15 protein-coding genes are annotated in these 18271 nt (G+C 74.9%); 7 read left to right on the top strand and 8 right to left on the bottom strand.

The features are described from left to right. Positions 1-26: 26 nt before the first annotated feature. Entirely contained in the window at positions 27-2189 is a 2163-nt protein-coding gene (locus LV78_RS06485) for a hypothetical protein (protein WP_253843819.1), read from the bottom strand. A gap of 122 nt (positions 2190-2311) precedes the next feature. Further along, positions 2312-3127 (bottom strand): serine hydrolase domain-containing protein, encoded by an 816-nt coding sequence (locus LV78_RS06480; protein WP_253843818.1) that lies wholly within the window; start codon positions 3125-3127, stop codon positions 2312-2314. Between the two features lie 78 nt (positions 3128-3205). Here LV78_RS06480 and LV78_RS41495 point away from each other — a divergent pair, with 78 nt between their 5' ends. Continuing rightward, entirely contained in the window at positions 3206-4621 is a 1416-nt protein-coding gene (locus LV78_RS41495; RefSeq protein ID WP_253843817.1) for an SdrD B-like domain-containing protein, read from the top strand. A gap of 391 nt (positions 4622-5012) precedes the next feature. Here the strand turns inward: LV78_RS41495 and LV78_RS06470 are convergent, their stop codons facing one another. Further along, on the bottom strand, positions 5013-5843 hold the full coding sequence (locus LV78_RS06470) for an NAD-dependent epimerase/dehydratase family protein (protein ID WP_253843816.1): 831 nt from the start codon (positions 5841-5843) through the stop codon (positions 5013-5015). A 117-nt stretch (positions 5844-5960) separates the two neighbouring features. On the opposite strand from LV78_RS06470, the gene LV78_RS06465 reads away from it, so the two are divergent. Both LV78_RS06465 and LV78_RS06460 read left to right on the top strand, forming a co-directional pair. After that, positions 5961-6212: a hypothetical protein gene (locus LV78_RS06465; protein ID WP_253843815.1), complete on the top strand. Its 252-nt coding sequence runs from the start codon at positions 5961-5963 to the stop codon at positions 6210-6212. A gap of 150 nt (positions 6213-6362) precedes the next feature. After that, positions 6363-7790 (top strand): ATP-grasp domain-containing protein, encoded by a 1428-nt coding sequence (locus LV78_RS06460; RefSeq protein ID WP_253843814.1) that lies wholly within the window; start codon positions 6363-6365, stop codon positions 7788-7790. On the opposite strand, the gene LV78_RS06455 is transcribed toward LV78_RS06460, so the two are convergent. Further along, positions 7780-8592 carry a hypothetical protein gene (locus LV78_RS06455; protein ID WP_253843813.1) on the bottom strand — a complete coding sequence of 271 codons (813 nt, stop codon included), beginning with the start codon at positions 8590-8592 and terminating at the stop codon, positions 7780-7782. The genes LV78_RS06460 and LV78_RS06455 overlap by 11 nt on opposite strands. Before the next feature lie 82 nt (positions 8593-8674). Between LV78_RS06455 and LV78_RS06450 the strand changes: the two genes are divergently transcribed. From LV78_RS06450 to LV78_RS06435, 4 genes are all read left to right on the top strand, one after another. Next, complete coding sequence (locus LV78_RS06450) at positions 8675-9889, top strand: DNA cytosine methyltransferase (protein ID WP_253843812.1); 1215 nt, start codon at positions 8675-8677, stop codon at positions 9887-9889. Between the two features lie 387 nt (positions 9890-10276). Continuing rightward, complete coding sequence (locus LV78_RS06445; protein ID WP_253843811.1) at positions 10277-11527, top strand: thioester domain-containing protein; 1251 nt, start codon at positions 10277-10279, stop codon at positions 11525-11527. A gap of 138 nt (positions 11528-11665) precedes the next feature. Beyond that, positions 11666-11839, top strand: a complete 174-nt coding sequence (locus LV78_RS06440) for an antitoxin (RefSeq protein WP_253843810.1) — start codon at positions 11666-11668, stop codon at positions 11837-11839. After that, positions 11836-12462, top strand: a complete 627-nt coding sequence (locus tag LV78_RS06435) for a putative glycolipid-binding domain-containing protein (protein WP_253843809.1) — start codon at positions 11836-11838, stop codon at positions 12460-12462. The genes LV78_RS06440 and LV78_RS06435 overlap by 4 nt, the downstream gene beginning before the upstream one ends. 80 nt (positions 12463-12542) lie before the next feature. Here the strand turns inward: LV78_RS06435 and LV78_RS06430 are convergent, their stop codons facing one another. From LV78_RS06430 to LV78_RS06415, 4 genes are read right to left on the bottom strand one after another with little or no spacing between them, the layout of a single operon-like run. Further along, positions 12543-13727 carry a thiolase family protein gene (locus tag LV78_RS06430; RefSeq protein ID WP_253843808.1) on the bottom strand — a complete coding sequence of 395 codons (1185 nt, stop codon included), beginning with the start codon at positions 13725-13727 and terminating at the stop codon, positions 12543-12545. A 12-nt stretch (positions 13728-13739) separates the two neighbouring features. Next, positions 13740-15551, bottom strand: coding sequence for a hypothetical protein (locus LV78_RS06425; protein WP_253843807.1), 1812 nt, complete (start codon positions 15549-15551; stop codon positions 13740-13742). A 57-nt stretch (positions 15552-15608) separates the two neighbouring features. Further along, the gene (locus LV78_RS06420) at positions 15609-17273 is read right to left on the bottom strand and encodes a fibronectin type III domain-containing protein (RefSeq protein ID WP_253843806.1); all 1665 of its coding nucleotides are present in this window, start codon (positions 17271-17273) and stop codon (positions 15609-15611) included. 1 nt (position 17274) lies between these two features. Further along, positions 17275-18231 carry a prephenate dehydrogenase gene (locus LV78_RS06415; protein WP_253843805.1) on the bottom strand — a complete coding sequence of 319 codons (957 nt, stop codon included), beginning with the start codon at positions 18229-18231 and terminating at the stop codon, positions 17275-17277. Positions 18232-18271 lie beyond the last annotated feature (40 nt).

The raw sequence follows: 18271 nt of genomic DNA, 5'->3' as shown, positions 1-18271 counted from the left end.
CCCTGCGGGGGGTGAGCCGGGGCCGGCTAGCGGAACACCGGCCGGTTCGCCGCCGCCACCAGGGCGCTGCCCGCCACCCGCGTGGTGAGGCCCGTGCGGGGGTTCACCACCAGGACCACGTTGTGGATCGACGGCAGCAGGGCGTGCGCGTCGAGCTCCACCAGCTGCTCCTCCTCGAACACCCCGACGTGGTCCTGCGGCCTGCCGTCCGCCGTGCGCCGCACGCCCTCCAGGAAGCGCTCCCTGGACGTGTAGACCTCCATCAGCCGCGCGCCCGTCGTGCTCACCATCACCGGCAGCTCGTCGGGGCCGCGCATCACCACGAACAGCTTCGCGCGCAGCGCCGCGTCACCGGCCGCCGTTCCCGGCAACCAGCCCGCCGTGACCAGCCCCAGCACCGCCTCCAGCTCCGTCCTCGGCTCCGGGAAGCCCAGGTGGCGGGGGCTCGGGCGGTACTCGCTGTTCAGCACCGCCTCACCGGTCAGCTCGCCGGTGGCCGGGTTGGTCAGGTACGCGCCGTACACCGCCCAGTCCGGCACGGCGCCCGCGAAGCGCGGGTGGTTCACCGCCGGGTCCACGCAGCGCACGTACGGCTGCCGGTTGGCGCGCTGCGCGGCCAGCAGCTCCGGCGTCACCGGCGGCATCCCAGGGTGCTTCGGGTGCGCGGGGCCGTTGCTGGTGGTGACCGTGTGCGGGCCGGGACGCCACTGGTTGTCCTGGGGCGCGGCGGGGTGCGCCTGCCACGGCGGCGGGGTCTGCACGCCGGGCGGCGGCACGGGCAGCGGGAGCGACTGCTGCACCGGCACCGGCTGGGACTGCGGGTGCTGCACCGGGAACGGCTGCGAGTGCTGCGCGGGCAGCGGAACCGGAACCGGTACCGGAGCAGCAGGGGTCGGAGCCGGAGCGGGCTCAGGCGCGCCCAGCTCCGCGCACAACCTCCCCAGCAGGTACATCGCCGCGTGCTCCGCGCTGCCGAACTCCTCGCCCGTCGCCGACCCGTGCGGCTTCACCAGGTACCCGTCGTACGGGGCCACCTCGACCACCCACCCGGTCGACTCGGTGTCCTCCAGCGCCCGCCCGTGCGCCTCCAGGAACTCCCGCACCGGCGCCAGCGCCTTCTGCAGGCTCGCCCACGCCGTCCGCCCCTCCCGGAACCCCGGCACCAGGTCGTCGCCCGCGAACACCTCGCCCCGGCGCAGCCCGAACTCGGACACCTCGCCCACCGCGTAGTCGCGCTCGCGCATCCGCCGCACCAGCGCCGGGTGCGGCGGGACCCCGTGCCGCTCGAGGAAGTACGCCACGGCGCTGGTCCAGGTCAGCACCCCGTCCGTGTGGTGCGTCAGCGGCACGTCGGTCTCCCGCGACCCGCCGGTCTGCTCGGCGACCAGGTCCTCGACGAACCCGCCGCCCTCCAGCACCACCGGCGCGTCCCGCAGGTACCCCAGCACCGCAGCCAGCTCGGCCTCGCCCACCGGGGGCCGGTACCAGCGCGGCGCGCGCCCGTCGAACACGCCGACCGGGCCGAGCAGCTCGCACCGGTTGTTGCCAGGCCGCTCGGGCGCGGGCGGCTCGAACCGCCCCTCCCGCACCACCTCGCCGCCTGCGGTGAACCGCCAGTCCCACGCCGTGCGGTGGTCGGTCATCCGCAGCCGGTGCAACCACTGGGCCACCAGCGCGGGCGGCGTCCACGACCGCGTGCCGCCGTCCGCGAGCACGACCTCGCCCCGGAACTCGGCCTGCGCGCGGAAGAACCGGCAGCCCAGCACCAGCTCCCGCCAGCCGTCGGGGGCGCCCGCGAGCACGGCGGCCTCGGCCTCGGCCAGCGCCTGCGGCAGCACGGGGGTGTCCGCCACCTCGGGCACGTCCGGGTAGGGCACGTCGGGGCGGCGCACCAGCACCAGCCGCTCGTCCGCGTCCCCGGCGACGAGGCCCGCGTGCAGGTCGGCGTCCGGCACCGGCTCGGGGCCGTCCCCGGTCAGCCGCACCACGCCCAGCCGGAACAGCGGCTCGACCTCGCCCCTGAACCGGCGCGACCACTCCACCGGCTTGCCGGAGGCCGCGTCGTGCGCCCGGCTCGCGACGCCGATCCGCGCCCTGCTCCACACCTCGCACGGGTAGAGCCGGCCGTTCTGGAAGACGAAGCAGTCCTCCAGGTCGACGCCCAGCAGTTCCCCAGTCCGCCCACTCACCCCGAACCCCACCTCCCCGGCGGGGTCAGGCTGTCACAACCGAGCGCCGGGCCAACACGAGTTGACCGGCCGGTTACCCCGCTCACACGCTTTCGTGCCCCACAACTTCACCCGAACGGCCCCTAACGGGCCAGTTCCGCCACGACCGAGTCCGTGAACGGGGTCCACGCGGCCACGGCCCACTCGCCGAACGGCCGGTCGGTCAGCGCCACGCACGCCGCCGACAGCGCCGGGTCGAACCACAGGAACGTGCCGCTCTGCCCGAAGTGCCCGTGCGTGCCGGGGGAGCTGGTCGTGCCGGTCCAGTGCGGCGACTTGGCCGACCGGATCTCGAAGCCCAGCCCCCAGTCGTTCTCGCGCTGGAGCCCGTAACCGGGCAGCACGCCCTTCAGCCCTGGGAACGCGACGGTCTTCGCCTCGGCGACCAGCCCGGCCGACACCAGCTTCGGCGACTGCACCTCGGCCGCGAACGCCACCAGGTCCGCCACCGTCGACACCGCGCCCGCCGCAGGAGAGCCCTCCAGCGCCGTCGACCCCATGCCGAGCGGGCCCAGCACCGCCTCGGCCAGGTAGTCCCCGAACGCGATGCCGCTCGACCGCTCGACGGTCTCCGCGAGCACCTCGAAACCCCGGTTGGAGTAGATCCGGCGCTCGCCGGGAGCGGCCTGGACCTTGTCGGAGTCGAACGCCAGCCCGGAGGTGTGCGCGATCAGGTGCCGCACGGTGGACCCCTCGGGGCCCGCCGGGTCGTCCCACTCGACGGCGCCCTCCTCGACCGCGACCAGCACCGCGTACGAGGTCAGCAGCTTGGTCACCGAGGCCAGCGGGTAGCGCCGCCCCAGGTCCCCGTGCGACCCCAGGACCCGGCCGTCCGAGGAGACCGCAGCCGCCGCCGCGCTGTCCACCGGCCACTGCGACACCGCGCGCAAGCTCTCCACGACCACCACTCTGCCAGGGGGTCCCGGCCCCGCCGCACTGCGGTCGTCCGGCGCCCGCCCCACCATGGGCGGGCAGCCGTGCGGCACTGGAGGTCGGCGTTGTCCCGCAAGTCGTTCCCGCTGGTCGTGGTCGCCGTGGCACTGGCCGCGTCCACCCCGCTGCCGACCGCCGCCGCCGCGCCGTCCGACTGCCCGGTGGGCACCGAGGGCGTGCCGGTCACCTGGGACGAGCCCGGCCTGGAGTGGCCCGCGAACGTGGTGGACGCCGAGGTCCTGGACGTCGGCGGCGCCGACCTGGACGTGGCCGTGGTGCTGTCCGACCCGGCCTCCCGCAACGCCGACGACAGCAACCCGCTGGCCGACTTCGCCGCCGCCCGCCCCACCGACCTGCCCGGCTGGGCGGCGATCCCCCGGACCGGCACCCTGTCGAGCTACGGCCCCGGCTACCTGACGGCGGGCATGAACAGCCTCAGGGTGGGCGACACGGTCTCCTACACCTTCCGCTTCACCCGACCGGTCGTCGTCCCGGACTTCACCGTCGGGGGCATCGACTACACCGGGCTGGGGACCGTCCCGGCCCAGGACCCGTGGCACTCGCACCAGGACGAGGTCGTGGTGACCGCCGTCCGCGCCGGGACCGCCGTCGCCACCAGCGGCACGGGCACCGGGCTGGGCGGCCCGTACGCGCTCGGCGTCGACGGGACCCTCCCGCCCGGCGATCCGGGCGCGACCCTGGTGCGCGGCACCGCCGAGCCGGTCACCGCGCTGCGCCTGGACCTCTCCAACGGCCCGGACGACGAGGCCGCCGAGCTGGCGAACCCGAGGGCCACCGTCCTCCCGCAGCCCGCGACCTCGGTGGCGGACGCCATGACCGTGCGCGTCGCGGGCTTCACCGCGTGCCTGGGCACCGGCGCGATCACGTCCTCGGTGTACGCGGACGCCGACCGGGACGGCGTGCGCGACCCCGGCGAGGCGGGCGTCGCGGGGGCGGCGCTGGAGCTGCGCGACCCGCAGGGCTCGGTGCTGGCCACCACGACCACGGACGCGTCGGGCGGCTACGCCTTCGACCGGCTGCCGCCGATGACCTGGACGGTCCGGCTGGTGTCGGCGACCCCGCCCGCCACCTACACCGGGCCGACCAGCCGTGCCGTCGCGCTCGCGCCGGGGGAGCAGGCCACCGCGGCGGGCGACTTCGCGTTCCAGCCACCCGCACCGCAGCCCGCGGCGACCACCACGACCACCCCGCCCACGACCACGGCCCCCACGACGACCACCGGGCCGATCAGCACGACCGCCGCGCCGACCGCACCCACCACGCCCGAGCCCGCCGCAGGGCCGATCACCGCCCGGCCCGCGCTCGCCACGTCCCCGGCCGCCCAGGCGCAGGCGCTCGCGTCCACCGGGGCCGACGTCCGCGCGCTGGCCCCGCTCGGCGCGCTCCTGGTCGCACTCGGCGGCCTCGTGGTCGGCGCGTCGCGGCGGCGGGTTCGCTGAGCTCTTGGTGATGTGGCGGTTCGTCCGGTCCGGGCCGCGCTCGTTGGCCTCGTGGTCGGCGTGACCTGGCGGCGGGTTCGCTGAGCTCTTGGTGGCGTACCGGTTCGTTCGGTTCGGACCGCGCTTGGTGGTCTCGCGTTCGGCGCGATCCGACGGCGGGTTCGCCGAGCTTCTGGTGGCGTACCGGTTCGTCCGGTTCGGACCGCGCTCGGCGGTCTCGTGGTCGGCGTGACCTGGCGGCGGGCTCGCTGAGCTCTTGGTGGCGCACCGGTACGTCCGGTCCGGACCGCGCTCGGCGGTCTCGCGCTCAGCGCGATCCGACGGCGGGTTCGCCGAGCTTCTGGTGGCGCACCGGTCCGTCCGGCTCGGACCGCCCTCGGCGGCCTCGCGGTCAGCGCGACCCGGCGGCGGACTCGCTGAGCCACTGGTCGCGCACCAGCTCCACCAGCCCGGACCGCTCCGGCGCCCACCCGGCCGCGCGCAGCAGCGCCGAGTCCGACCGCAGCTCCCGCACCTCGCCGGGGTGCGCCGGGTGGTGCTCGACGGCCAGCCCCCGCCCGGTGACCTCCTCGACGGCGGCCACCACGTCGGCCACGCTCGCCGCCGTCGCGCCCACGTTGAACACCCCGCCGTCCAGCCCGAGCGCGACCAGGAACGCCCGCGCCACGTCCCGCACGTGCACGAAGTCCCGCACCGCGCCGCCGTCGCCGTGGACCGCCAGCGGACCGAGCCGCCCGGACGCCGCCGCGCACGCCCTGGTGACGATCCGGGTGTCGTCCCGGTCCCCGCCTCCCGCGACGTTGAACAGCCGCAGCACCACCCCGTTTGGCGCGGTCCAGCGCACCAGGTCCTCGGCGGCGGCTTTCGAAGCGGCGTAAGGGCTCGCGGGCGCGCGGGGCACGTCCTCGGACAGCACCGGGACGCCCGGCGCGCCGTACACCCCGGCGGTGGAGGCGAGCACGAACCGGGCGGGTTCGGCGCGCAGCAGGTTCGCGGTGCCCGCCGCGTTCACGTCGAAGTAGTCCAGCGGGCGCTCGAACGACTCGCGCACCCGCGCCAGCGCCGCCAGGTGCACCACCGCGTCGACCGACCGCGCCGCGTCCCGCGCCTCGGGGGAGCGCACGTCGCACCGCAGCGGCACGACCTCGCACCCCGCTCCGGACAGCTCGGCCGCCACCGCTCGGCCGACGTAACCCCGTGCGCCCGTGACCAATACCCGCATGGGCGACATACGATCACGCCACCACCTGTTCGGTTGACAGCAAATGGCGGGAAATTGGCCCTAAAGGTGTGGTTCTTTTCCGCCGATACAACCCGAGTGAGTTACCCGCACCCCGTCGTGCCCAGAACGATCGTGGTCGCGCTCGCCGAGCACGCCGAGCGCGAGGCAGAGCGGCAGCACTTCCTGCGGATCGCCGCCGCCGTGGCCGACTCCACCCCCTCCCGGCACCCCACCGAGACCCTCACCGCGACCCCCGCGAACGCCGACGACGACACGCTGCTGGCGCTCGCGATCGGCGTCACCCGACCGAGGGGAAGGCGTGCCTTCCTCGACCGCGTTGACCTGGTCCTTCGCGAGGCCGCTCGATGATCTCGCGAGGCTAGATCCACACCTATCGGCAAGTTTCATCCGCTCGTTGCCCCACCGTGCTTCGCCGATCCGCGCGGGTGCCTCTACAGTGCGTGGCACCCGGCGCTCGCCGGTGCTCTCATCTGCTTCTCATAAAGCGAGTCCTCGGCGATGGATCATGTCCTCCTCGCGCTCCAGGAGCGCCTCGGCACCTTGTTCGGCGACCGGCGGGTTGTCCTCGCCGGGGGCACGCGGCTGAGCAGTCGCGTGAACGAGCTGCACCAGCTCGGCGCGCGCCACACGCTCGTGCTGTCGACGGACGACCACGCCCCCCTGCACGACTCCGAACGCGCCCGCTGGGTGCCGCTCGGCATCGGCGGGTTCGTCGCGACCGAGCAGAACCGGCTCACCAAGCTGCTCACCTCGCCCGGCAAGCGCGTCCGCGCGGTGCTCGACGAGTTCGACCCCGAGGGCGAAGCCCTGGTGATCAGCACCCCCTACTCCCAGGTGCCCTCGTTCGCGGGCCGCCCGGTCATCAGCGCGCGCCGCCCCGAGTGGGTGGAGCTGGAGAACAAGACCACCGTCGACGCGCTGTGGGACGAGCTGTCCGCGCCGCGCGCCCCCGCCGAGGTGCTCGGGCTCGACTTCGACGCCCTGTGGGAGGCCACGCTCCGGCTCGACCGGGGCGCGGGCGCGGTGTGGTCCGGCGACGGCCCGGCGATCAACGGCGGCGCGAACTTCGTGCGCCGCGTCCGCGACCGCGCCGAGGCCCGCGACGCCTTCGAGGTGCTCGCGCCCAAGTGCGACTTCGTCCGCGTGATGCCGTTCCTGGAGGGCATCCCGGTCAGCGTGCACGGCATCGTCTTCCCGGACGGCACCGCCGTGCTGCGCCCGATCGAGATGGTCGTGCCGCGCCGCGCGGGCTCCGCCCGGTTCCTCTACGCGGGCTGCGCGTCCTACTACGACCCGCCCGCCCGCATCCGCGAGCAGATGCGCAACCTGGCCCGCCGGGTCGGCGAGCGGCTGCGCGAGACGGTGGACTACCGGGGCACGTTCACCCTGGACGGCATCGCCACCGCCGACGGCTTCCTGCCCACCGAGATCAACACCCGGTACGGCGGGGCCATGGTGTGCTTCGAGGACGCGCTGCCGCAGCTGCCGCTGTCGCTCGTCCAGGTGGCGCTGGTGGCCGGGCACGACCTCGGGGTGTCCTCGATGGAGTTCGAGGAGCTGCTCGTCTCGGCCGCCGACGCCTACCGGCACGGGTCGGTCGGCGCGAACGTCCGCGCGGTCCAGCCGACCGAGACCGTGGAGCGGCCCATCGTGTTCTCCGAGTGGGCCTGCCGCTTCGCGCACCCCGACGAGACCCCGCACGGCGCGCTGCGGCTCAAGCCCTCCCCGCTGGGCGGCAAGCTGGAGCTCGACTTCACCGCCGACCAGCTCCAGCTCGGCCGCCCGGTGGCCGCCCTGACCGTCGCCGCGTTCGCGCTCGCCGACCAGGAGTGGGGCACCGGTTTCGGCCCGCTGGAGCCCGCCGTCCCGATCGCCGACGACGAGCAGCCCGCACAGGTCGTGGAGCAGGTGTTCGTCACGGCGTGACCGGCTCGCCCCCGAGCCGGTCGAAGCCCAGGTCGAACCCCGGCGCGCCTTCCTGGCCGTACGCGGCCAGGAAGGCGTACCGGAAGCCCAGCAGCTGCAGCGTGACCGCCGAGGGCTGGTACGGCGGGAAGGCGCCCTCCTCGTAGGCGCGCAGCAGCCCTGGGTCGCCCTGCGCTATCGCGTAGACCCAGGACTCGTCGCACTCCCAGCCGTGCACCAGGTGCAGGGCCACCACCGCAGACTCCTGCAGCGCCTCGGGGAACGAGCCCGAGAACGCGATGCCGTGCGCCACGTCCACCACGTGCTGCGGCGCCACCTCGGGCACGGCGATCGCCAGCGCCATCGCGCAGGCCACCTCCGCCAGGCCCAGCGAGTCGAACACCTTCGGCGCGCCCTGGGCGACCGCCTGCCGCGCCTGCGTCATCAGGTCCGGCTGCCGCCGGGGCAGCTCCCGCCCCAGCCGGTTCCACCGCCTGCGGGTGCGCCGCGTCCCGTCCTCGGTGAACCCCGCGCCCGCGAGGGCGATCGCGGCGAGCAGGAATATCACCCGATCGCGGGTGTCCGCGGGGACCTTGTAACCGGCCCCCAGCTCCACCAGGAACGGCACCGCGCGCACCGTCGCCTCGGACACCGTGTCCTCGTCCAGCAGCCGCGCGGCGAGCCCGTCGCACGCGCCCGGCGCGCCCTCGGCGGCGCCCCTCAGCAGGTCGTCGACGCCTCGGCCGCCGGAGAGCGCGCGCCACGGCACGTCCTCCACCCCGCGCAGGGGGTCCGGCCGCCACCAGGCCGCGGGCAGTTCCATGCCGGGGAAGCTACGGGATGACTGGTCCGAACGGGGCGACCACGGCGCGGTGTCGCCCCGTGACCGCCGTACGATCACCGCCGTGCGCGGACCCACCTACAAGGTTGTCGACCTGTTCTCCGGCGCGGGTGGGATGAGCCTCGGGTTCCGAACCCACCGCGACTTCACCGTCGTCGGCGCGGCGGACGCGCAGATCGGCAAGCCCTCGTCCCCGCTGGGCTCGCTGCGGTGCAACAACGTCTACCGCGACAACATCGGCATCGACCCGCTGCAGGTCGACCTCGGCCGGATCGACCCGGCGGTGCTGCGCGAGGTGTGGGGGCTGCGGCGCGGCGAGCTGGACGTGCTGGTGGCCTGCCCGCCGTGCTCCGGCTTCACCCGGATCACCGCCGCCAACCACCTGCGCGACGACCCGCGCAACTCGCTGGTCGGCCGGGTGGCCCGGTTCGTGGCCGAGCTGCGCCCCAAGGTGCTGCTGATGGAGAACGCGCGCGAGCTGGTGCGCGGCAAGCAGCGGCACCACCTGGACGGGCTGGCCGAGCAGCTGATCGCGCTCGGCTACGAGGTGGACGCCTCCTCGCACATGCTGTCCCGGTTCGGCCTGCCGCAGCTGCGCGAGCGCGCCGTCGTGGTGGCGGTGGACGCGGGCATCCCCCTGCGCACGCTGGAGGACGTGTGGCGCGGCCGGGAGGTGCGCCCCGCCGCCGTGACGGTGCGGCGCGCCATCGGCAAGCTGCCGCCCATCCCGGCGGGCTACGCGCACCCGGACGACGCCATGCACGTCTCGCCGTCCTTCCGGGCGGACCGCTCGCTGGACCGGATGCGGGCGATCCCGATCGACGGCGGCTCGTGGGCCGACCTCGTCGGCGCGCCGGACACCGAGCTGCTGCTGAACCCCGCCCAGGTGAAGATCATGGAGGCGGGCCGGTGGGGTTCGCACCCGGACGTCTACGGGCGGATGTGGTGGGACGAGCCCGCGCGGACGATCAAACGGGAATGCGCGCACGTCGGAAATGGTCGCTATGCGCACCCGGAACAGCACCGCTTGTGCACGGTGCGTGAGATGGCGCTTCTCCAGGGATTCCCCCGGAAGTTCCGATTCGACGTCTCCGTGCTGGGGAACGCGTACCGGCACCTGGGCGACGCGGTGCCGCCGTTGATCTCTTACCAGCTCGCCTCGCTGGTGCGCTGGATCCTTTCCGGAGAGCGCCCCACCGCCCGTGAACTGTGCCTTCCCGGCACCTCGCTGCGGTCGAGCGACATCCGGCCCTCGTTGGTTCCGAGCCTGGTCGCTTGATCACCGTTCCATAACGTTGTGGACTCGAATCGCTGAAAAACCTCAGGTCCAACAAATGATCCACATGTCCTGACCAGGTGAAACGCACCGCGTTTCAAGGTTGCTTGTGACTTTGGACCTGTCTTTTAACAGTCAGTGGATCTTGGTTTCGGCCACTGTGGATGATCACTCCACCGTCCACAGTGGACCACTCTTCCGTGTTTCCGCAGGTCAGAGATTTGTACGCAGGGTGTTCCCAAAACTCGATTGGGTGAAACTCGATCGGATAGGGTTCGGCCGATTCCTGTCGTTTCGGTGTCGACCCCTGGTCAGGCGGTCCATCGCGGCGGCAGCGAACCGACGCCTTGCACCACCCATCGGGCTACCTGCGAAGCCTCTAGGAGAAACATGGCATCCCGGTTGTTGAAGCGTGCTGGGGCAATCGCCCTCGGTGCTTCGATCGCGCTGACCACCGCCGCCCTGCCCGCTTCCGCGACGGCCATCGAGATCCTCCCGATCCCGAGGCACGATCCCGACTTCGGGAAGTTCCACGAAGAGGGCATCGAGGTCAAGATGTCCGGTCACAAGGACAAGGACAACTGGCTCGGCGCCAACCTCATCGCGCTGAAGGTCAAGGAAGACGGCAAGACCACCGGCGTCAAGGCGTACTGCGTCGAGCTGCCGACGCCGCTGGAGAACGGCACTCCGCTGACCGAGGTCCCGTGGGGCGAGCACCCCAATTCGGGCACCAAGTTCAAGGAGAACGCCGACAAGATCAACTGGATTCTCCAGAACAGCTACCCGGTCAAGGACGCGTCGGTCCTGAGCGAGGCGACCGGCAAGTCGGTCAGCAAGCGCGAGGCCATCGCCGCAACCCAGGCCGCGATCTGGCACTTCAGCGACGGCGCCGACCTGGACACCACCAAGGACCGGGACCGCCAGACCAACGAGGACGTCAAGGCGGTCTACGCCTACCTGATCGGCGAGAAGAACGTCGGCATCAAGGAGCAGCCCGCTCCCTCGCTGGCGATCACCCCGAAGTCGCAGACCGGCAAGCCCGGCGAGCTGATCGGCCCGTTCGAGGTCAGCACCACCGCGGGCGCCGTCGTCCTCAAGGCCGACCTGCCCCAGGGCGTCACCCTGGTCGACGCCGCGGGCGCGACCCTGAAGACCGCAGCCAAGGGCGACGCGTCGGCCTCCGCCGACACCAAGTTCGAGAAGGTCTTCGTCAAGGTCCCCGAGGGCGCCAAGGACGGCCAGGTCTCCTTCTCCCTGCAGGCCGACGCGAAGCTGAACAGCGGTCGCCTCTTCGTCAGCAGCGACAAGAACAAGAAGACCCAGTCGCTCGTCGTCGCGCTGCCGAGCCAGGTGACGGTCAAGGCCGAGGCCACCGCCAGCTGGAAGGCCGAGCAGGTCACCACGCCGCCGACCACCCCCTCGGAGAGCACCACCCCGAGCGCCCCGGCCCCGAGCAGCAGCAACCCGAGCACGCCGGAGTCCTCCACCCCGGAGACCTCGGTCAGCCCGGTCCCCGTGGCCGAGAAGGACGAGCTCGCCTCCACCGGCGCCTCGATCTTCGTGCCGCTGCTGATCGGCCTCGGCCTGCTGGGCGCGGGCGCCGCCGCGATGATCGTGATGCGTCGCCGCAAGACCGCCTGAGCGAAGCCATGAGGGCGTGAACGAGCCCTCGCGGTAGCCCGAACGGCTCCCCCGGTCCATCCGGAGGGAGCCGTTTGGCGTTTCCGGGCCGTGGACGGGTCCGGTAACCTCGCTCAGCGAGTGCGAAGGAGCACCAGAGTGAACTTCGACGAGATCAAGAACAAGGCGACGCAGCTGCTGGAGCAGCACCACGAGACGGTCGAGAAGGGAATCGACCAGGCGGCGGACTTCATCTCGGACCGGCTCGGGCACGAGGAGCAGGTCCACTCGGTGGCCGAGAAGGCCAAGGACTCCCTGCCGGGTGGGCGGTGAGCGCCGCCAGGACGGCCGAGCGCGCCGTCGCCCAGACAGGTGAGTCCCGCTCGCCCGCCGCCCACATGGTCACCTGGCAGGGCTACTCGGTGCCCAGGCTGGAGCAGGTCCGCGTGCTGGTGTCCGAGCACAAGCTCAGGGCGTCCGGCCGGATCGTCGCCGCAGGGCCCGCCGAGCAGTTCAACGGCTCCTTCGAGCTGTCGGTCGGCGAGGACGGCGCCGTGACGCGGCTGCTGCTGCGCACCGCCACCGTCGCCGAGGAGCGGCACGTCTCGCTCAGCCGGTCCTCCGACGGCGTGTGGATGGTCGACCGGGGCAACGGCGGCGAGCGGGCCGACTTCGACGGCGCGGTCGACGTGGACGTGGAGTTCGCGGTGCTGTTCGCGGCCATCCCGATCCGGCGGCTGGGCCTGCACCGGGAGCCCGGCGAGGCCGAGCTGCCCGTGGTGCGGGTCAGCCTGCCCGACCTGGACGTCACCGTCGTGCGGCGCTCCTACCGCACCGCGTCGGTCGGCGACGGCGGCTCGGTCGTGGCGCTCCGCGCGGAGGACGGCGAGCAGGACGTCACCGTGGACGCCGAGGGGCTGGTCGTGGATTACCCGAACGTGGCGCAGAGGATCTGACGCAGCGGATCCAGCGCGGCCGGGGTCCCCAGGGGCCCCGGCCGCCGCCGTTCAGCGGCCTGCCCGCCCACCCGGCGCGGTCAGACCCGCACCGCGATCGCCATGCCCTGCCCGACCCCCACGCACGCCGCCGCGACGCCCACGCCGCCGCCGCGCGCCCGCAGGTGCCTGCACAGGTCCACCACGACCCTCGGCATCGACGCCCCCAGCGGGTGCCCGTAGGCGATCGCCCCGCCGTGCACGTTGACCTTCTCCCGGTCCACCTCCGGCAGGTGGTGCAGCACCGACAGCGCCATCGCCGCGAACGCCTCGTTGATCTCCCACAGGTCCACGTCCGCGCCGCCGATCCCCAGCCGCCCCAGCAGCTTCCGGATCGCCCCCACCGGCGCCAGGGTGAACCGCTGCGGCTCGCCCGCCGTGACCGCCGACCCCAGCACCTCGCCCAGCGGGGTGACCCCCAGCTCGGCGGCCAGCGACTCGGTGCCCAGCAGCACCGCCGCCGCGCCGTCGTTCAGCGGCGAGGAGTTGCCCGCCGTCACCGTGCCGTCGTCGCTGAACGCGGGCTTGAGCTTCGCCAGCTTCTCCGCGCTCGTCTCCGGCCGCACCGACTCGTCCCTGCGCACCGCCGACCCGTCCGGCAGCTGCACCGGGAACGCGAACCCGTCGTGCACGCCCGCGTCCCACGCCGCCGACGCCCGCCGGTGCGAGCGCAGCGCGTACTGGTCCATCCGCTCGCGGGTGATGCCCAGCTCCCCGGCCACCTGCTCGGCGGCCCGCCCCAGCGGGACCGTCCACGCGGACGGCATCCTCGGGTTCACCAGCCGCCAGCCCAGCGCCGTGGACACCGGCTCCAACCGGTCCGCGAACGCCCGGTCCGGCCTCGGCACCACGAACGGCGCGCGGGTCATGCCCTCCACCCCGCCCGCCACCACCACGTCCGCGTCGCCCATCGCGAGCGCGCGCGAGGCCTGCACGATCGCCTCGCCGCCGGACGCGCACAGCCGGTTCACCGAGGCTCCGGGCACCGTCGGGGGCAGGCCGGCCAGCAGCGCGGCTATCCGACCGATGTTCCGGTTCTCCTCACCGGCCCCGTTCGTGTTCCCGTACAGCACGTCGTCGACGCGCGCCGGGTCCAGGTCCGGGTGCCTGCGCAACAGCTCGGAGATCGGCAGTGCGGCCAGGTCGTCGACCCGGACACCGGCGAGCCCGCCCCGGTAACGGCCGAACGGCGTGCGGGCGGCGTCGAGGATCAGTGGGCGCTGCATGTGACCATCTTGTCACCGAGCGGCGAAGAACGAGGCGAAAGCCGAGGTGGGCCGCGTGGACCCCGAAGTGCCGAACAGCCGCGCCTCCACCATGTGCGGGCCCTCCGCGAGCGGTCCGCCCGGCAGCGACCCGGTGTTCACCGCCACCCGGTAGGAGCCCGCCACCGCGGGCCCGCCCAGCGCCGTGGGCACCGAGGCGATCCTCGTCCCGTCCATCCACAGCCCGAACCCGGCGAGCCCGGCCAGCCCGTGCTGCGCGGGCGCGCCCACCAGCACCAGCTCGACCACCACCCGGCCGCGCGGCACCGGCGCGCCCGAGGGCAGCGGGGCCCCCGACGCGTCCAGCACCCGCGCGGTCGGCCTTGGCAGCGCGGTCTCGGGCGGCCCCGGTTCGAGGCCGGTCGCGGCGGGCACCGGGCCGCCCGGCTCGAACTCCAGCTCGGCGTGCGTCGCGGTCGCCTCGAACCCGAGGGCCAGCCGCACCCCGACCACCCCGTCGTCGGACACCGACGCCACCCCGGCGGGCACGTCCCCCACCACCGGGAACCCGGTGTCCACCCGGAACGGCGCCCCGTCGACGGCGGCCCGCAGCGGCACCGGGACCCCCGACACCACGGCGACCAGCGGCTCGGTCGGCGGGCGGGGCCGGGCGTGCGACAGCGTCATCCGCAGCTGCCCGGCGGGCGCGCCCGAGCCGGCCCCCGCCTCGCCGCCCTCCGGCGTCACCTCCACCCGCACCGGTCCCACCAGCGGGGGAGGGGCGGACGGTGCGCCGCCCAGCCCGGCCAGCCACACCGGGACCCGCTGCCCGATCGGCCCGGACAGCGACACCAGCGCGGTGGCCTCCCGCCACGCGGGCACGACCGGGCTGGAGACCACCGGCTCGCCGTCCAGCAGCACCAGCGCCCCGTCCCGGCGCAGCACCAGCTCCCACACGTGCCCGGTGCCCGGCTCGACGTCGTCCAGCGGGCGCAGCACCCGCGTCCGGTCACCCTCGGCGGTCAGCACCTGGGCGGTCACTGACTCCTCGGACGCCCGCACCACCAGCCGCAGCGCCCCCGGCGGCAGCCCCGCCCCGGACAGCGCGGCCACCGGGCCGGGCGCCAGCTCCAGCGCCAGCTCGCCGTTCGCGATCGGGCCGCCCGCGCCCACCGCGAACCGCCCCAGCTCCTCGGCGTCCTCGCGCAGCACCAGCGGCGCGCGCGAGCGCAGCACGGCGGGCACGCCCGCGCAGGTGGTGGCCACGACCAGCGCCGCCGCCTCCTCGCCCTCGCCCGCGCCCACCCGCGCGCAACCGGGCTTGGTGGTGAGCCGCCAGCGCGCCGGGTCGGGCGCGTCCGCCCGCTCGAACCGGTCCACCAGGTGGTAGGCGCCGGGCTCGCGCACCCCCACCGGTCCGGGGACCCCGGAGGCCGACGCGGGCGCGGACCGCTGGCCGAATTCGTCGACCGCGCGCACCTCGACCCGCTGCTCCCGCCCGTCCGGGACGCGCAGCTCCACCAGCGACCCGGTCACCAGCCGGGTGCGCGACACGTCGCCGAGGCCCCAGCGCACCTCGTACCCCGGAGCCCCGCCGGTCCAGGTCACCAGCAGGCTGCCCGGACCCGGCCGCGCGGCCAGCTCCTCGGGGGCGTCCGGCGCCGGACCGGGCGCGGGCACGAGCACCCCGTCCGAGGAGAACGCCGTCAACGAGGTCGGCGGCGGCGGCCGGGTGCTGATCCCGGCGTCCGCGGGGCCGGGCAGACCACCCCCGCGCAGCACGACGACCACACCCGCGAACAGCACCGCACCCGCGGCGACGAACCCGATCCTGCGACGGTCCACGGCCTCACGCTAGGTGCGGGAGTGAGCCCGGTCACTCACCCGTTGCGCGGTCGAGACCTAGCGGGGCGACAGCGACTGGGTGACTTCGGTCTCCCGCACCGTGGTGGCGACGTCCACCTGCTCAGGCTCCACCTCGACCCGCACCCGGTGCTCGCCCGGCTCCACCCCGGACACCTCGAACTCGTGCACCCCGCCGACCGAGCCGCCCAGCGGCACCGCCGCCAGCCGCTCGCCGTCCAGGTCCACCCGCAGCTCCCGCAGCGGCAGCAGTTCGCGCGCCTGCGGGTCCAGCAGCGACACCACCAGGCGCACCCGGTCGCCGTGGCGGGCGAACCGCGTCCGCACCGGGGGCGCCGCGACGCCGGCGGGCGACCGGGGGTGCAGGACGGGCGTCTCCACCCTCCCGCCGGTCACCACCAGTCGCCCGGTCACCCCCGCCCCGTCCGCGCCGGTCCGCAGCACGACCGAGCTCGTGCCCGGCGGCAGGTCGGCCACCCCCAGCACGCCCCAGGGCTTGCCGTCGGGGCCCGCGTCGGTGAGGACCGCCGCCCGCGCCTCCCGGCCGCCCCCGGCCACCACCAGCTCGCGCAGGCCCTCCCTGTGCTCGCCGACGAACCTGGTCGAGGTCACCCCCGACAGGTCCGCGTCGGTCGACAGCGAGGTCGCCCCGGTGGTGCTGTCCGCCCGCTCCAACCGCAGCGGGACCACCCGCTCCGGCGACGGCTCGGCGGGCGCGCCCGCGCTGCCGAAGGCGACCAGCTCCACGCCGTTCTCGCCGCGGAGCGCCAGCCGGGGCCACACCCGGCCGGGGAGGGCGGTCCCGCGCAGCTCGGCCACCACCTCGCCGTCCCGCAGCGCCACGACCGAACCCACGCGCACCCGCACCTCCCAGCGGTGCCGCACCCCCGGCGCGAGCGGGACGGCCCGCTCCGAGACGGTCCGCCCGACCCCGGCCGCGAGCAGCACCGCGTGCCCGTCCCGCACGGTCAGGACCACCGCGCCGGACGGCCACCGCTCGGTGTCCAGCAGGCCGAGGTCCCGCCACCCGTCGGGCACCAGCGCCAGCGACAGCGAGCTGTCGCCCGAGGGGCCCGCCGCGTCCAGCACGACCTGGCCGAGCAGCCCGTCCACCGGCTCGTCGCGCGGCGCCAGCGGCGTGTTCGACTGCAGGTCGACCCCGCGGCAGGTGGGGACCAGGCGCCCCGAGCTCGTGCCCAGGCACTCACCGGTGTGCTGGGCCACCGGGTCGCGCAGCACCCGCCACAGGTCCGGGCGCACCGACTCGGGCCCGTCGAACGCCCGCAGCGGCACGTCCGTCCGGTTCGCCGGGTCCGCGCCCGGCGCGATCACCACCTCGGCGGCGGCCGACCTCGCGCCCCGCGCGCCGACCGCGCGCACCTCCACCCGCGCCTCGGCGGCCGGGTCGAGACCGGTCAGCTCCACCTCGTGGCCGGGCACGCGCAGCACCCGGTCGCCCCAGCGCACCTCGTACCCCGGAGCCGTCCGCTCGGCGGGCGCGTCCCAGGACACCCGGACGCTTCCGGGGTCCAGCACCGCCGCCCGCAGGCCCACCGGCGGCGGGGGAGCGGCGGACGAGGTCAGGTACCGTGCCCGCTCGGCCAGCTCCGGCGCCGCGGCGGGCGCGGACAGCTCCCGCATCACCACCACCGCGCCGACCAGCAGGACGCCTGCGGCGGCTAACGCCGCGACGCGCCTGCGCACGTCAGAAGGTCCTGGCCAGCGCGGTCGTCCCGTCCAGCGCCACCACGCGGCCACCGCGCGCGCCCACCGCGCGCAGCGCCTCGCGGGCGTCCGGCGCGGCCAGGTCCACGGTCACCTCGGCGCCCTCGTCCGCGCGCAGCGCGTCCAACCGCCCGCGCGCCGCGTGCCCGGCGTCGATCGTCTTCGCCAGCCCGCCCGTGGACGCCAGCGACCCGCGCGCCGCGCCCAACCGGCCCAGCGCGTCGTCCACCGCGCCCAGCAGCGCGTTCCGGTTGCCCTCGCACATCGCGCGCACCAGGTCCGGGTCGCTGCCCGCCACCCGCGTCGCGTCGCCGAACGACCCGGCGGCCAGCGCCAGCGCCAGCGGCCCGCCGTCCGCGCCCGTGCTGGCCAGCACCGCCGCCAGCACGTGCGGCAGGTGCGACACCCGCGCCACCGCCACGTCGTGCTCGTCCGAGTCGGTCGGCACCACGTGCGCGCCCACCGCCAGCGCCAGCCGCACCACGTCGCCCAGCACGTCCAGGTCGCACCCGTCCTCGGCGGCCACCACCCACGCCGCGCCCCGGAACAGCGCCACGTCGCCCGCCGCCCAGCCGGACGCGGACGTGCCCGCCATCGGGTGCCCGCCCACGTAGCGGGCGGACGGCGCGCAGCGGCGCACCAGGTCGGCCACCGGGCCCTTCACGCTCACCACGTCGGTCAACCGCACCCCGGCGGGCAGCATCCGCAGCACCCGCTCCACGGCGGGCAGCGGCACCGCCACCACCACCAGGGCGTCCGAGCGCTGCGCGCGGGCCAGCGCCTCGACCAGGTCGACCACGTCGAACCCGTCCGCGCGCGCCGTCCCGGCGTCCTCCTCGGACGCCGTCGCACCCCACGCGGTCCACCCCGCGGCCACCGCCGCGCGCAGCACCGAACCGCCGATCAACCCCAACCCGACCACGCACAGCTCACGCACGCGGGACATCCTGCCCGCACACGGTCGGTGACGGCGAGTG

This window comes from Actinosynnema pretiosum (assembly GCF_024171695.1).
GTDB classification, from domain to species: Bacteria; Actinomycetota; Actinomycetes; order Mycobacteriales; family Pseudonocardiaceae; genus Actinosynnema; species Actinosynnema pretiosum.
The sequence above is the reverse complement of the archived record's forward strand: the minus strand, read 5'-3'. Positions and strand labels throughout refer to the sequence as shown.

What these genes read in the sequence shown, in the direction of transcription:
- LV78_RS06460 (WP_253843814.1), top strand. Translation starts at nt 6,363, where the DNA reads ATGGATCATGTCCTCCTCGCGCTCCAGGAGCGCCTCGGCACCTTGTTC.
- LV78_RS06455 (WP_253843813.1), bottom strand. Translation starts at nt 8,592, where the DNA reads ATGGAACTGCCCGCGGCCTGGTGGCGGCCGGACCCCCTGCGCGGGGTG.
- LV78_RS06430 (WP_253843808.1), bottom strand. Translation starts at nt 13,727, where the DNA reads ATGCAGCGCCCACTGATCCTCGACGCCGCCCGCACGCCGTTCGGCCGT.
- LV78_RS06445 (WP_253843811.1), top strand. Translation starts at nt 10,277, where the DNA reads ATGGCATCCCGGTTGTTGAAGCGTGCTGGGGCAATCGCCCTCGGTGCT.
- LV78_RS06470 (WP_253843816.1), bottom strand. Translation starts at nt 5,843, where the DNA reads ATGCGGGTATTGGTCACGGGCGCACGGGGTTACGTCGGCCGAGCGGTG.